The organism is Thiomonas sp., from assembly GCF_034007205.1.
Classification (GTDB): Bacteria; Pseudomonadota; Gammaproteobacteria; order Burkholderiales; family Burkholderiaceae_C; genus Thiomonas.
Genome location: NZ_JAVERI010000002.1, coordinates 89,861 through 103,926, shown reverse-complemented (window position 1 = coordinate 103,926; position 14,066 = coordinate 89,861). Strand labels below are relative to the sequence as shown.

Genomic DNA, 14,066 nt, shown 5'->3' with positions numbered 1-14,066 from the left:
CACGCCGATAAAACAGATGCAGCATCCGGCTATCTGTATCGATACAAACGCGATTTTTCGAAGTCTGTACTGGCCGAATCACCTGCCCACTGTGAGGTGTAACACCGACCGATCTCTGCCATGATGCCGGGCATGAACGCCGATCCCATCACCCCGCTCTATCTCGCCCTTGCCGAGCGCCTGGCCGGGCTGGCGGCTTCCGGCTCGCTGCGACCGGGCGCGCGTCTGCCTTCGGTTCGCGCCCTGTCTGAACAGCATGGCGTCTCCATCTCCACAGCGGTGCAGGCCTACCGCACGCTCGAGGATCGCGGCGTGATCGAGGCGCGTCCCAAGTCCGGGTTTTTCGTGCGACGACCGCGCAGCCTGCCGCCGGTGCCCGCCGCCACGCGACCTCCCGCGCGGGCGGTGGCAGTGGAAACGAACGCCATTGCCGACGCGGTGCTCGACGCCGCGGGCGACCCTGCCTGCATTTCGTTTGGCGCGGCCACCGCCAGCGAAGACCTCTATGCGGTCGAGCGGGTGCGCCGCGCCATCGCGCGCAGCGCCCAACGGCATGCCAACAGCCTCGGCGTTTACGCCACTGCGCCGGGCATCGCGCCGCTGCGGCAGGCCATCTCGCGCCGCGCGCTGGATCTGGGCTGCAACCTCGATCACCGCAATATCGTCGTCACCAATGGCTGCATGGAAGCCATCACCCTGTGCCTGCGCGCGGTGACGCAGCCCGGCGATGTCATCGCCATCGAGTCGCCGACCTACTTCGGCTTTCTGCGCGCCATGCAGGCGCTGGGCCTGCGCGCGGTGGAAATTCCCATGCAGCCCGGGGCCGGGCTCTCGCTGGAAGCCCTGGAAGTCGCGCTGGACACCCAGCCGGTCAAGGCGGTCGTCGCCGTGCCGACGCTGTCCAACCCCTTGGGCGCCATCATGCCCGCCGCCAGCAAAAAACGCCTGGCGGAACTGCTGGGGGTACGCGGCATCCCGCTGATCGAGGATGTGATCTGCAACGACCTCGCCCCCACCGAGGAAGACCGCCGCGCCGTGCGTGCATTCGACCGCAGCGGCAACGTGATGATCTGCGGCTCGTTCGGCAAGACCCTGGCGCCGGGACTGCGCGGCATCGGCTGGGTGGAGGCGGGGCGCTGGAGCGCACAGGTCGCCAACTTCAAGCGCGCCCTCAGCGGCGGCGGCAGCGCAGTGATCGAATGGGCCGTGGCCGACCTGCTCGAACAAGGCGGCTACGAGCAAAGCCTGCGCCAACTTCGGCGCTGCTTCGCCGACCAGACCCACATCGCACGTCAGATCATCGCCGCCGCATTCCCGCCCGGCTCACGGGCGACCGACCCCGCCGGGGGCTTCATTCTCTGGATCGAGCTGCCCAGGTCGGTCGATGCCGTCGTGCTGTATCAACGCTGCATCGAACAAAACATCGTCATCGTTCCCGGCACGCTGTTCACCACATCCACCCGCTACCGCAACTGCCTGCGGCTCAACGTCGGCGGACGCTGGACGGCAGAACGGGAAGAGGCCTTGCACGCGGTCGGTCGCATCGCGACGCAACTGGCAGGGTGAAAGCGGGTTGTCCACGCGAACTGACCGCCATATACTTGCGCCATATACAAGCCTGCGCTCTGAACATGGCCACCACGACCGTCTTTACCAACAACCGCTCTCAGGCAGTCCGTCTGCCAGCAGATCTGCGCTTGCCCGAGGCCGTCAAGCAGGTCAGCATTCGGGCGCGAGGCAAGGAGCGCATCATCGCGCCGCTCGAATCGAGCTGGGACAGTTTCTTTCATGACGGCCCCGCGGTCAGCGACGACTTTCTGCAAGAACGCGCGCCGCAGCAACAAGCCGCGCGTGAGTCTCTGTGATGCTGGCTTATCTGCTCGATACCAACATCGTCATTTACGTCATCAAACGGCGGCCGGTGGAAGTACTTGGCGCTTTCAACGCCAACGCGGCGCGCATGGCCATTTCGGTCATTACCCTCGCAGAACTCTTGCATGGTGCGGAAAAAAGCACTAGGCCCGCAGCCAATCTGGCGGTCGTCGAGGATTTTGTCAGCCGCCTTGAAGTGTTGCCCTACACCGCAAAAGCGGCGCAACACTACGGACAGATCCGCGCCGCACTCGAACGTGCGGGCGAGCCCATCGGGGTCAACGACCTGCATATCGCAGCGCACGCACGCAGCGAAGGGCTGACGCTGGTGACGAACAACGAGGGTGAATTCCGCCGCGTGCCCGCCCTGCAAATCCAAAACTGGTTGCAACCGTGAGCACGCTGGAAATCCGCTGAAGACGAGCGAAGTATCCGACCGATCACACCCCCCGCGTCCGGTCGGCGCGGAACCGGGCGACGAAGGCGTCGAACGTACCGGCGTCGAGCGCGGCGCGCATCTCGCGCATGAGTTGCAGGTAGTAGTGCAGATTGTGGGTGGTGGCGAGCATGCCGTAGAGCATCTCGCCGCAGCGGTCGAGGTGGTGCAGGTAGGCGCGCGAGAACTGCCGGCAGGTGGGGCAGGTGCAGGTCTCGTCGAGCGGGCGTTCATCGAGCTTGAAGCGGGCGTTGCGGATGCGCAGATCGCCGTAGCGGGTGAACAGATGGCCGTTGCGCGCGTTGCGCGTGGGCATGACGCAGTCGAACAGGTCGATGCCAGCAGCAACGCCGTCGACCAGGTCTTCGGGCGTGCCCACGCCCATGAGATAGCGCGGCTTGTCGGCCGGCAGGCGCGGCGCGGTGTGGCGCAGCAGGCGCAGCATGTCGTCTTTCGGCTCGCCCACGCTCAGGCCGCCGATGGCGTAGCCGGGCAAATCGAGCGCGGCGAGGGCGTCGATCGAGGCGTCGCGCAAAGGCTCGAACAGGCCGCCCTGGACGATGCCGAACAGGGCGTTGGGGTTTTGCAGCCGCGCGAACTCGGTCTTGCAGCGCGCGGCCCAGCGCAGCGAAAGCTCCATCGAGGCGCGCGCCTCGGCCTCGGTGGTGAGGTGCCTTTGCCCGCTGCGATCGACGTCGTAGGGCGTGCATTCGTCGAACTGCATGACGATGTCGGAATTGAGCACGGTCTGGATCTGCATGCTCACCTCGGGGGTGAGGAAGAGCTTGTCGCCGTTGACCGGCGAGGCGAATCGCACGCCTTCCTCGCTGATTCTGCGCATCGCCCCCAGGCTCCACACCTGAAAGCCGCCGCTGTCGGTGAGGATGGGCGCGTCCCAGCCGATGAAGCGGTGCAGCCCGCCGAATTGCCGCACGACCTCCAGCCCCGGACGCAGCCAGAGGTGGAAGGTGTTGCCCAGGATGATCTGCGCCCCGGCCTGCCTGAGACCGTCGGGCGTGATGCCCTTGACGGTGCCGTAGGTGCCCACCGGCATGAATTGCGGCGTATCGATGGTGCCATGATGGAGTATGAGCGTGCCACGGCGGGCAAGGCCAGCGGTGTGGTGAACGGTGAATTGCAGCATGGGCGGCATTGTTTCAGACTTGCTCCTTCTGGCCGACTGATCGGCTAACCTATGCACCGCCATGACCGCGCCTTCCACTGCCGCCGCTCCCGCCGCCCTGACCTGGGCGGCGCAAGCGGGCGCGTCCGAGCGACGCGTATGCCGCCTTCAGGGCGAGTGGAACGCGCGCGGCCTGACGCGCGAGCCGGACACTCGCCCGCCCGCAGGCACGCGGCACATCGCCCTCGACGCCAGCGGCGCCAAGCTCGACACCAGCGGCGCGCTGCTGCTGGTGCGCAGCATGGCGCAATGGCAAGGCGCCGGGGCCACGGTGGATGTCAGCGGCCTGAACGCTTCTCAGCAGCAATTGCTCGATCTGGTGCGCCGGCGCGCGCTGGCGCTGCCGCCCGCCGCGCGCCGCCTGGGGCTGCTGGGCGACATCGGCCGCGCCGCGCTGATGGCGCTGGACGAATTGCGCGCCCTGCTGGCCTTCATCGGCGAACTGGTGTGGCGTGGCGCGCCGCTGCTGCTGCAACCCTGGCGGATGCGCTGGCGCGAAGTCATTCACGAAATCGACGCGGCGGGGCTGCGCGCGCTGGGCATCATCGGCCTGCTGTCCTTTCTCATCGGCATGGTCATGGCCTATCAGGCCGGAGCCACGCTGGAGACCTACGGCGCCAACATCCTCATCGTCAATCTGGTGTCCATCATCACCCTGCGCGAACTCGGGCCGCTGCTGGCCGCCATTCTGGTGGCGGGGCGCACCGGCTCGTCCTACACCGCGCAGATCGGCACCATGCGCATCACCGAGGAGGTGGACGCGCTGCGCGCGCTGGGGCTGTCGCCCTTCGACATGCTGGTGCTGCCCAAGGTCATCGCCCTCATCATCACCCTGCCGCTGCTGGCGCTGTTTGCCGATGTCATGGGGCTGGCGGGCGGCGGCTTGGTGGCCGCCGTCGGTTATGGCGTGCCGCTGAGCGAATACATCGCGCGCATTCCACAGGTGGTGGGGCTGAAGATGCTGATGCTCGGCCTGGTGAAGGCACCGGTATTCGCCGTGGTCATCGCGCTGGTGGGCTGCATGCAGGGCCTGCGCGTGTCGGGCAGCGCGGCAGCGGTGGGCCGCGCCACGACGGTGAGCGTGGTGCAGGCCATCTTCCTGGTGATCGTGATCGACGCCAGTTTTTCGGTGCTCTACAACCTGCTGCATCTATGAAACCGCCCGCCGATCTGGTCATCGACGCCCAGGGCATCGTCAACCGCTTTGGCGACGTGGTGGTGCATGACGGGCTGAACCTGGCGGTGCCGCGCGGCGTCATCATGGCGCTGGTGGGCGGATCGGGCTCGGGCAAGACGGTGCTGGTGCGCAGCCTGCTGTTGCTGCGCGCGCCCAGCGCCGGCACGCTCAGGCTGTTCGGTGTGGACGCGCTGGCCGCAGGCGATGCGCAGCGGCAGGCGCTGCGCCAGCGCATCGGCGTGCTGTTCCAGGGCGGGGCGCTGTTCACCGGGCTGACGGTGCTGGAAAACGTGCTGCTGCCGCTGCGCGAGCAGGGACTGGTGGACCGGCGCCTGCTGCCCGAGCTGGGCATGCTCAAGATCGGCCTGGCCGGGCTGCCGGCCGACGCGGCGCACAAGTATCCGGCCGAACTCTCGGGCGGCATGGTCAAGCGCGCCGCGCTGGCGCGCGCGCTGGCGCTCGACCCGGAACTGCTGGTGCTCGACGAGCCGACCTCGGGGCTGGACCCGATCGCCGGCGCGGCGTTCGATCAGCTCATCCGCGAGCTGCGCGATCTGCTGGGCCTGACCATACTGCAGGTCACGCACGATCTCGATTCGATCTGGCATGGCAGCGACACCGTGGCCTTTCTCGCCCGCAACAAAATGCTGGCGGTCGGCCCGGCTGCGGAGCTGGCGCGGCGCGACGAACCGGAACTCGCCGCCTACTTCCGCGGCAGCCGTTCGGCGGCCTATCTGCAGGAAGCGACGCACGCAATGACAACACGGGGTTGATCGCATGGAATCCAAAGTCAATTACACCGCCGTCGGCCTGTTCGTGGTGCTGCTGGGCGCGCTGCTCGGCGGCCTGGCGTGGTGGCTGGCCACCGGCGGCCAGCAAATCCCGACCCGGCCCTACCTGATCTACGCCACCGACAACGTCAGCGGCCTGAAGACCGACAGCAATGTGCTGTACCGCGGCGTCACCGTCGGCAAGGTGGCGAGCATCGAGATCGACCCGAAAAACCCTGCGCTCATCCGCATCGAGGTGGATATCGACCGCAACGTGCCCATCCGCAGCGACACCGTGGCCCAGCTCAGTCCGCTGGGCGTCACCGGGCTGTCGGCGGTCAACCTCATCGGCGGCGCCTCATCCACACCGCTGCCCACGCCGCCGGGCGAGCCCGAGCCCGTCATTCCCTACAAGCCCTCGGTGTTCACGCAGATCGAGGGCGGCATCAACGATGCGGCCATCACCCTGGCGCGCATCAGCCAGCGGGTGGACGCGCTGCTCAGCCCGGCCAATGTGCAGTCGATCAGCGACACGCTGCGCAATCTGCAGACGCTCTCCAGCACGCTGGCAGCCAACCAGACCAACATCGACCAGACGTTTGCCAACGCCCGCCAGACCAGCGCCAATCTGGTGCAGATGAGCGCGCAGGGCAGCACGCTGATGCGGCAGAGCCAGGCGCTGGTGCAGCGGCTCGACGGCGTGACGGCGCAGCTCGGCGCCGTGATGCCGCAAATCGGCGCCGCCGCCAACAGCGTCGCGCAGGCGGGCGCCACCACCACCGCCTTCACCACCGCCGGGGCGCAGGCCATGAACCAACTGCAGACCCGCACCCTGCCCGAAGTGGACGCGCTGGTGCGCAATCTGCAGCAGCTCAGCAGCCAGCTCGGCGCCCTGGCCGAAAACCTCAAAGCCGATCCCAGCCAACTGCTTTATGGCCCGGCCCTGCCGCCGCCGGGCCCGGGAGAATCACGATGACTACGTTCCTTCCCAGGCCGCTACGCCGCGGCGTGCTGGCCGCCGGGCTGGTGTTGGGCAGCCTGGCGCTGTCCGCCTGCGCCCTGCCAGCGGGCCGCGCGCCGGTACAGCAGACCTATCGCCTGACCGCCCCCGACATCCGCACCGCGCCGCTGCCGCAGCCCACGGTGATTCAACTGCGGCCGGTGCGCGCCAGCGCCGGGTTTGAGTCGGCCTCCATGATGTACAGCCGCAGCCCGGACACTCTGGAGCCCTACCGCGACAGTCGCTGGCTCGCGCCCCCGGCGCAGCTCGTCGGCCAGGCCATCGCAAGCGCCCTCAGCCGCCAGCCCTGGGTCAGCGCGGTACAGCGGCAATCGGTGCTGGTGAACGCGCCGTGGGCGCTGCACTGCGATCTGAACCGGCTGGAGCATGATGTTCGGTCGCAGCGGGGCACTGTGCATCTCGGCCTGACCTGCGTACTGGCGAATACGCGCACCCACCGCATTGCCGCGCATTGGCATTTCGACGGCAGCCAGCCGATTGCGGTGAACGACGCCGCGCACTTCGCGCAGGGCGCGCAGATCCTGCTGGATCAGGCGATCGAGGGCATCGTCGATCACACCCGCGCGGCGGTGGCGGCCTCGCAGCCCTGAGCGCCCCCGGACCCGTCGCTGCGCGTCAGCCACATCGCGTCGCCGTAGCTGAAAAAGCGGTAGCGCTGCGCAATCGCATGGGCATAGGTCGCGCGTATCGTCTCCATGCCGGCGAAGGCCGATACCAGCATCAGCAGCGTGGACCTGGGCAGGTGGAAATTGGTCAGCAGCGCGTCCACCACGCGAAAGCGATAGCCCGGCGTGATGAACAGCGCGGTTTCGCGCGCACCCGGCAGCACCGTGCCGAACGGCGCTGCGTCCGCCTCGGCTGCCAGCGCCGCCGATTCGAGCGCGCGCAAGGCCGTCGTGCCCACCGCGACCACGCGCGGGGCGGCGCGCATCCGGCCTGTGGCGCGCGCCTCGGCCTGCCGCGCCTGCACCTGCGCAATCGCCTGCGCGGTGGCCTGCGGCACGGTGTACCACTCGCTGTGCATGGTGTGCTGGCGCAGATCGTTCACCCGCACCGGCTGAAACGTGCCCGCGCCGACGTGCAGGGTCACGGCCGCGCGCTGCACCCCCATCGCATCGATTCTCGCCAGGATGTCGTCGTCGAAATGCAGACCCGCCGTGGGCGCGGCCACCGAGCCGGGATGCTGCGCATACACCGTCTGGTAGCGCTGCGCATCGTCATCGTCCGGCGCGTGGGTGATATAGGGCGGCAGGGGCACCGCGCCATACTGCTGCAGCAAGGCCAGCGGTTCGGCGGGAAACTCCAGCTCGAACAGGCCGCCATCCGGCCCGGCCCGGCCCACGGTGCGAACGGCGAACCCAGCGCCCTGCTTCGCACCGTCACGGGCTGGCTGCTCATCCGGCCGTGCCGCGCCCAGCCAGAGGATCTGGCCCGGCTTGGGCGACTTGCTCGCCCGCACATGCGCCCAGACCCGGCGGCCCGCGCGTACCCGCTCGACCAGCACTTCCACCGCACCGCCCCGAGCGGCGCCGGCATCGTCCGCCGCCTTGAAGCCCCACAGTCGCGCTGGAATCACCCGGGTGTCGTTGAACACCACCAGATCGCCCGGGCGCAGCAGGCCGGGCAACTCGCGAAAGCCGCGGTCGATCAGCGCGGGTGGGCTGCCCGCATCGAGCAGCCGACTGTCGCCGCGCTGCGCCGGGGGATGCTGGGCGATCAGTTCGGCAGGCAGGTGGAAATCGAAATCGTCTGCGCAGAGACCGGGCGGCATCGCACCCGGCTCTCCCGCGGCATCGCGGACAAGAGGAGGAGTCATCGAATGGGAAGTGGAGCGAGGCAAGAGGCCGGTTGCAGCCACGCATGCGGCGCCCGCCGCGCGAGTCAGCGGGCGCGCCGCAGAATATCGAGCAGCCCGGATGGAGCGATGATCTTAAACAAGGTTCGCAATGTCTGACTCTTGAAGGTGTGGTAGGCGAACACGCTGCTGGCCAGCAGGCCGATGGCCGCTTGGGGCTGAAGCTCGGCCAGCATGTCGGCCGCGCTGAGGCTGAGCGCCCCCAGGTGACGCCGCACGCGGCGATCGCGGCGCCGTCCGAGCTCGCTCTCGCGCGCATAGATTTTCCTGGCGACCGCAAGCGAATCCAGCGCCGTGCGCGGACTGGAGGAAATCTGAGTGGCGCTGCGCCGGTAATCCAGCAGCGGGATGTCAAGATGCGCCACGGGGCCGACGCGGGCCACGCGCACGAACCATTCCCACTCGCAGACGATCTTGATGTCGGTATCGAACATTCCGGCACTTGCAGCGCGGCCCTGCGGAACATGACCGTGGGTGGATGGATGAAATTGCCCTGCACCAATTCGTCGTGAACCTCTCCCCAGTAGACCGCAATGGCGTCCTGACCGTTCTGCCGGGCGCGCTCCTGGTGCAGCAAGTCAAAGGTTTCCTCATGCGGATATCGCGCCCGCACGCCGCCGCGCCGCGCACTGCAACGGCTGTAATAGACGCCGCAGTAAGAGGCGGGCGCCAAGGGGCCGGTTGCGTCGAAGGCGCCAAAGTCGGAACTGCAGAGCAGGATGTCTGGATGCGACTGGAGATAGCGCAGTTGCATCGCGATGCGATCCGGCCGGCACAGATCGTCGGCATCGAGCAGTGCGATGTATTCGCCCCGTGCCGCCTGCACGCTCACATTCCTCGCCACGGCAATACCCGCGTTGGCCTGCCGGATCACGCGCACTCGCCCCGCATAAGCCTCCAGGAGCTTTGCCGTGCCATCGGTGGAGCCGTCGTCCACGACCACGACATCGAGGTTGGTGTGCGTCTGGGCAAACAGACTGTCGAGTGTTTGCGCAAGGGTGCCGCTGGCGTTATACGCCGGGATGACCACGGAAACCAAGGCTTGCGGGTCGGTATTCATTGGGTAGGCGACTCGGCAATGGGGCTGGCGGTGAGCTTGGTCTGCGCGGCGTCGATGTGATCGGCAGGTTCAGCCGGTACGCGATTGCCCGCAAGCCGCGCCTTGACCTGGTAAAGCCAGCAGATCAGACCAGGGCGGTAGACCCGCAAACCAAGCGTTTCCCGGGTCTGCTGGAAGAAATGCCGCTTGTGGCCGTAATCGCCCTTGAGCATGTCAAAGTGAGTGCATTTTTCCGCAATGGCCGCTTCGATGACATAAGCCATGAGCACTTCGCCCGGACTGAGCGCAAGGTGCTTGGGATCGAATCCCGCCTGAAAGTAGTAAAGCGTCGCGCCATTGCGAAAGCCGTAGAACATGGCAATGGTCTGAGCATTCATCTGCAGCCCGTACAAGCGCAACCTGCCCTGCGCCAGCAGGGCATGCATGAGGGCCCGGTGGAATCCCAGGTACTGTGGCGAGGTGAAGCTGGGTTCTTCGGTGCGCCCCTGCCAACGCTGCCGATGCATCTCGGCGAGCCGCTCGAACGCCGAATCTATCTGCGCGTCTTGGTGGATCTGAAAAAAACGCGCATCTGGCTGCGCTTCAAATTTTCGGCGCTTGCGGCCCAAAACCTCGCGTCGATTGCGACTGAGGCCCTGGCGATAGCGGTCCCAGTCTGGCGGCAAATCGCCAAAAATGATGCGGTTCACCGTCGTGCGCACGATCGAGCCTGAAATCTGCGTGCTTTGCTGCGTCCAGCAAGCCAGCAAGGCTGAATCGGCGGGCAGATCGACGAGATCGAGCAGCTGCCAGTCATGAACGTGGTTGAGCACATGATCGACGAACGCTCTGGCCACGGCGTGTTCATGGACAGGATCGAACAGCATGCCCAGATCGTCTGGCGCGGTATCGCCGCCAGCACCTATCGGCCTGAGCTTGCGCACCCGCAGGATCTTGTATGCGCGGTGCGTCTCCAGGTACAGCGGAAAAATGCCCACGGCCCGTCCGCCGAGGCGTGCCACGAGAATCCTCAGATGCCGCCCCTGTCCGTAATGCGACCACCACAGGCGCTGCCAATCCCAACCGAGGAACAGGCTGTTGCGCGGGGTCAGGCCCTCGATGGCACGCCACTCGGGCTCCAGGGCGTCGAAGCCCGACGTCGAGGTGACGAGCTCGATCTGCATCGCCTCATGCGAAGTCATCACCATCACGCCCAGGGCCGATGCATGCGCCAGGCGAGCAGCGGAAGATGCGAGGTGACGGGAATGCGGGGGATGGCGATCGGATCGACCCCGGCGGACACCGTACCCTCTTCGGTGGTCACGGCGGCGCGGTAGATCGAGCGGGCGATTCTTCGCACGCGCTCGTCCTCCGACCCATTGGGATAGCAAAACAGATCGACGCTTCGACCCAGCTCGGCCTCCAGGCGCTCACGGCTGTCATGCAGTTCATGCTCGATTTCATCTTCGCTCAGGGTCGGCAGGATGGGGTGGGTCATGGTGTGCGACCCGATCGACAGCTTGCCCTGGTCGCAGGCGCGAACCTCGTCCCAGCTCATCATGTCGTAGGCCTCGTGCTCCGCGTCGGTGGGCATGAAGCCAGGGGTGCAATCGCGCAGAATGGCCTGCGCATGCCGCCTCTGCGTCAGGGACAGCGTTTTCATCCAGGCAATGACGCCTTCCAGATGATGCGCGGGCGAATTCAAGGTCTGCGCACATTCCATCAGCCCGGCGTGGGACAGGCGCTGCAGCCGGGCGCGCGCCTCGTGGTTCCACATCCACTGTCCCGCATCCACCAGGCCGGGGCAGACAAAAATCGTCGCCGGGATTTCGAGCTGCTGGAGGATGGGCCCGGCGATGCGATATTGATTGCACAGCCCGTCATCGAAGGTGATGGCGAGCTGGCTGCGGCCCGCCCCGGCGGGCGCAGGCTCGCCGCTCAGAATATCGCGCACCATGACGTCGAATGCCACGATGTCGTAGTGCTGCTTCAGCCACGCCATCACACGGTGCAGATCTGCTGCCGACATCTGGCTCGTCCCCACGCCGTGCAGCATGAGGATGCGACGCGCCGGACGGCGATGCGCAAGCCAATGCGACGCGCCACTTCTCCACGCCACCGCCAGGGCGGAGGTGCGCGCGTAATTTTTCAGCATGCCGGGAGCAGAGGAATCAGCCATGTGAGCAATGGTCGCTTGCCGTGCCAATCATTTCCATCCCCAAAAAGGGCGCGTCATGGTTCGATCCGCCTTACCCTGAACACTATACGAATCATGACACCTGTAAAGAATCCTTTCCCCCCGGATCGATGGATGAAACAAACGACGGCAGCGAACAGTCTAGTTTTATTTAATCAATCGCATTGCAACTTTCAATTGTCCTTTTCAATTTTCCCGGCCTAAGCTGTGTCCATCGCACTCGCAAGCGCGATCCTCAACCCCAAAGGAGATTCAGACCATGTCGAACGAACTGAAATGCCCGGTGGCGCACAGCACGCACACCCAGACCGTCGCCGGTGCGGTGAGCAACGCCGATTGGTGGCCGAACCAGCTCAACTTGGGCATGCTGCAGCAGCAATCCGAAAAATCCAACCCCATGGGTGCGGACTTCGACTACGCCCAGGCGTTCAAGACCCTCGATCTCGACGCCGTGGTCGACGACCTCAAGGCGCTGATGACCGATTCGCAGGACTGGTGGCCCGCCGATTACGGCCACTACGGCCCGCTGTTCATCCGCATGGCATGGCACGCGGCGGGCACCTACCGCATCGGCGACGGCCGCGGCGGCGCCGGTCACGGCCAGCAGCGCTTCGCCCCGCTCAACAGTTGGCCCGACAACGTCAACCTCGACAAGGCGCGCCGCCTGCTGTGGCCGGTGAAACAGAAATACGGCAACAAGCTGTCGTGGGCCGATCTGCTGGTGCTCGCGGGCAACGTGGCGCTGGAGAGCATGGGGTTCAAGACCTTCGGCTTCGCCGGTGGCCGCCCCGACCAGTGGGAGCCTGACGAGTCGGTGTATTGGGGCTCGGAGGGCAAGTGGCTCGACGACCAGCGTCAGGGCACCCAGGCGGAGCAATTCGAGAACCCTCTGGCCGCCGTGCAGATGGGCCTGATCTACGTGAATCCCGAAGGACCCGGCGGCAAGCCCGATCCGCTCGTTTCTGCGCAGATGGTGCGCGAGACCTTCGCCCGCATGGCGATGAACGACTATGAGACCGTGGCCCTCACCGCCGGGGGGCACACCTTCGGCAAGTGTCACGGCGCCGGGCCTGCCTCCCACGTCGGCCCGGAGCCCGAAGCAGCGCCGGTGGAGCAAATGGGGCTGGGCTGGATCAGCAGCTACAAGAGCGGCAAGGGCGGCGACCAGATCGGCAGCGGACTCGAAGGCTCGTGGACACCCACACCGACGCAGTGGGACATGAGCTATCTCGAAGTGCTGTTCGGCAACGAATGGGTCTCGACCAAGAGCCCCGCGGGCGCCAATCAGTGGACGCCCAGGGAACACAACGACCGCAACATGGCCCCGGCGGCGGACGATCCGGGCAAAAAGGTGCCGATCATCATGACCGACGCCGACATGGCCCTGCGCATGGACCCGGCCTATGAAAACATCGCGCGCCACTTCCTCGCCCATCCCGACGAATTCGCCGACGCCTTCGCCCGCGCCTGGTTCAAGCTCACCCACCGCGACATGGGGCCGCGCAGCCGCTACCTCGGCAAGCTCGTGCCCAAGGAAGTGCTGATCTGGCAAGACCCGGTGCCCGCCGTCGATCATCCGCTGATCGACGCCGCCGACATTGCCGCGCTCAAGGCCAGGCTGCTCGCCTGCGGGCTGTCCATCTCCGAACTGGTGCGCACCGCCTGGGCCTCGGCCTCGACCTTCCGCGGCAGCGACAAGCGCGGCGGGGCCAACGGCGCGCGCATCCGCCTGGCACCGCAAAAAGACTGGGAAGCCAATCAACCGGCCGAGCTGGCCAGGGTGCTGACCACACTCGAAACCCTCAAGAAGGAGTTCAACGCGCAGGCCGCCGGCGGCAAGAAGGTTTCACTGGCCGACCTGATCGTGCTGGGCGGCTGCGCGGCGGTGGAAGCAGCGGCAAAGAAGGCCGGGGTCGAAGTCAAGGTACCGTTCTCGCCCGGACGCACCGACGCCACGCAGGAACAGACCGATGTGGACTCGTTCGCCGTGCTCGAACCCAAGGCCGACGGCTTTCGCAACTACAGCCGCAAGGGTTATGCCGGATATGCCGCCGAGCTGCTGGTGGACAAGGCGCAACTGTTGAACCTGAGCGCGCCCGAAATGACCGTGCTGATCGGCGGCCTGCGTGCGCTGGGCGCCAACGTCGGCGGCAGCAGGCATGGCGTGTTCACCCACCGACCGGAAACCCTGAGCAACGACTTTTTCGTCAACCTGCTCGACATGGGCACGAAGTGGGAGCGCACCGCCACCGAGGGCGTGATGGAAGGCCGCGACCGCAAGACCGGGGCGCTGAAGTGGACGGCCACCACGGTTGATCTGGTGTTCGGCTCGAACGCCCAGTTGCGCGCCATTGCCGAGGTGTATGCCGCCAGCGATGCGCAGCCCAAGTTCGCGCACGACTTCGCCGCGGCCTTCGGCAAGGTGATGAATCTGGACCGCTTCGATCTGGCCTGAATCCGATCCGAACCTTGAGGCAGCCGGTCGAGGCAACGAGACCGGCTGGCTGGACTTCGCC

General features: G+C 66.5%; 13 protein-coding genes and 1 pseudogene. 8 read left to right on the top strand and 6 right to left on the bottom strand.

The window, feature by feature from the left end; genetic code table 11:
- Positions 1–132: 132 nt before the first annotated feature.
- The 3 genes from RBR52_RS02125 (at position 133) to vapC (ending at position 2,269) form a co-directional block, all read left to right on the top strand.
- Positions 133–1,566 carry a PLP-dependent aminotransferase family protein gene (locus RBR52_RS02125; RefSeq protein ID WP_320375520.1) on the top strand — a complete coding sequence of 478 codons (1,434 nt, stop codon included), beginning with the start codon at positions 133–135 and terminating at the stop codon, positions 1,564–1,566.
- A gap of 65 nt (positions 1,567–1,631) precedes the next feature.
- Positions 1,632–1,865 carry a type II toxin-antitoxin system VapB family antitoxin gene (vapB, locus tag RBR52_RS02120; RefSeq protein ID WP_320375518.1) on the top strand — a complete coding sequence of 78 codons (234 nt, stop codon included), beginning with the start codon at positions 1,632–1,634 and terminating at the stop codon, positions 1,863–1,865.
- Positions 1,865–2,269 (top strand): type II toxin-antitoxin system tRNA(fMet)-specific endonuclease VapC, encoded by a 405-nt coding sequence (vapC, locus tag RBR52_RS02115; protein WP_320375517.1) that lies wholly within the window; start codon positions 1,865–1,867, stop codon positions 2,267–2,269. The genes vapB and vapC overlap by 1 nt, the downstream gene beginning before the upstream one ends.
- A 43-nt stretch (positions 2,270–2,312) precedes the next feature.
- Here the strand turns inward: vapC and tgt are convergent, their stop codons facing one another.
- On the bottom strand, positions 2,313–3,452 hold the full coding sequence (gene tgt / locus RBR52_RS02110) for a tRNA guanosine(34) transglycosylase Tgt (protein ID WP_320375516.1): 1,140 nt from the start codon (positions 3,450–3,452) through the stop codon (positions 2,313–2,315).
- A 61-nt stretch (positions 3,453–3,513) separates the two neighbouring features.
- Between tgt and RBR52_RS02105 the strand changes: the two genes are divergently transcribed.
- Genes RBR52_RS02105 through RBR52_RS02090 form a run of 4 tightly spaced genes read left to right on the top strand, consistent with a single transcriptional unit; the run spans position 3,514 to position 7,049 of the window.
- Positions 3,514–4,647: an ABC transporter permease gene (locus RBR52_RS02105; RefSeq protein WP_320375515.1), complete on the top strand. Its 1,134-nt coding sequence runs from the start codon at positions 3,514–3,516 to the stop codon at positions 4,645–4,647.
- Positions 4,644–5,441, top strand: a complete 798-nt coding sequence (locus tag RBR52_RS02100; RefSeq protein ID WP_320375514.1) for an ABC transporter ATP-binding protein — start codon at positions 4,644–4,646, stop codon at positions 5,439–5,441. Before RBR52_RS02105 ends, RBR52_RS02100 begins: the two co-directional genes overlap by 4 nt.
- Before the next feature lie 4 nt (positions 5,442–5,445).
- The gene (locus RBR52_RS02095) at positions 5,446–6,414 is read left to right on the top strand and encodes an MlaD family protein (protein WP_320375513.1); all 969 of its coding nucleotides are present in this window, start codon (positions 5,446–5,448) and stop codon (positions 6,412–6,414) included.
- The gene (locus RBR52_RS02090) at positions 6,411–7,049 is read left to right on the top strand and encodes an ABC-type transport auxiliary lipoprotein family protein (RefSeq protein ID WP_320375512.1); all 639 of its coding nucleotides are present in this window, start codon (positions 6,411–6,413) and stop codon (positions 7,047–7,049) included. The genes RBR52_RS02095 and RBR52_RS02090 overlap by 4 nt, the downstream gene beginning before the upstream one ends.
- Here RBR52_RS02090 and queA read toward each other — a convergent pair.
- The 5 genes and pseudogenes from queA to RBR52_RS02065 all read right to left on the bottom strand — a co-directional run bounded on the left by queA (position 7,013) and on the right by RBR52_RS02065 (position 11,532).
- Positions 7,013–8,230, bottom strand: coding sequence for a tRNA preQ1(34) S-adenosylmethionine ribosyltransferase-isomerase QueA (gene queA, locus RBR52_RS02085; RefSeq protein WP_320375705.1), 1,218 nt, complete (start codon positions 8,228–8,230; stop codon positions 7,013–7,015). The two genes, RBR52_RS02090 and queA, sit on opposite strands and share 37 nt — an antisense overlap.
- A 110-nt stretch (positions 8,231–8,340) precedes the next feature.
- Positions 8,341–8,748: a hypothetical protein gene (locus RBR52_RS02080; protein WP_320375511.1), complete on the bottom strand. Its 408-nt coding sequence runs from the start codon at positions 8,746–8,748 to the stop codon at positions 8,341–8,343.
- A gap of 305 nt (positions 8,749–9,053) precedes the next feature.
- A pseudogene (locus RBR52_RS02075) lies at positions 9,054–9,374 on the bottom strand (glycosyltransferase family 2 protein); the annotation flags it as partial.
- Positions 9,371–10,555, bottom strand: coding sequence for a GNAT family N-acetyltransferase (locus tag RBR52_RS02070; protein ID WP_320375510.1), 1,185 nt, complete (start codon positions 10,553–10,555; stop codon positions 9,371–9,373). The pseudogene RBR52_RS02075 and the gene RBR52_RS02070, both read right to left, overlap by 4 nt.
- Before the next feature lie 5 nt (positions 10,556–10,560).
- Positions 10,561–11,532 (bottom strand): polysaccharide deacetylase family protein, encoded by a 972-nt coding sequence (locus RBR52_RS02065; RefSeq protein ID WP_320375509.1) that lies wholly within the window; start codon positions 11,530–11,532, stop codon positions 10,561–10,563.
- A 277-nt stretch (positions 11,533–11,809) separates the two neighbouring features.
- Between RBR52_RS02065 and katG the strand changes: the two genes are divergently transcribed.
- Positions 11,810–14,005: a catalase/peroxidase HPI gene (katG, locus tag RBR52_RS02060; protein ID WP_320375508.1), complete on the top strand. Its 2,196-nt coding sequence runs from the start codon at positions 11,810–11,812 to the stop codon at positions 14,003–14,005.
- Positions 14,006–14,066 lie beyond the last annotated feature (61 nt).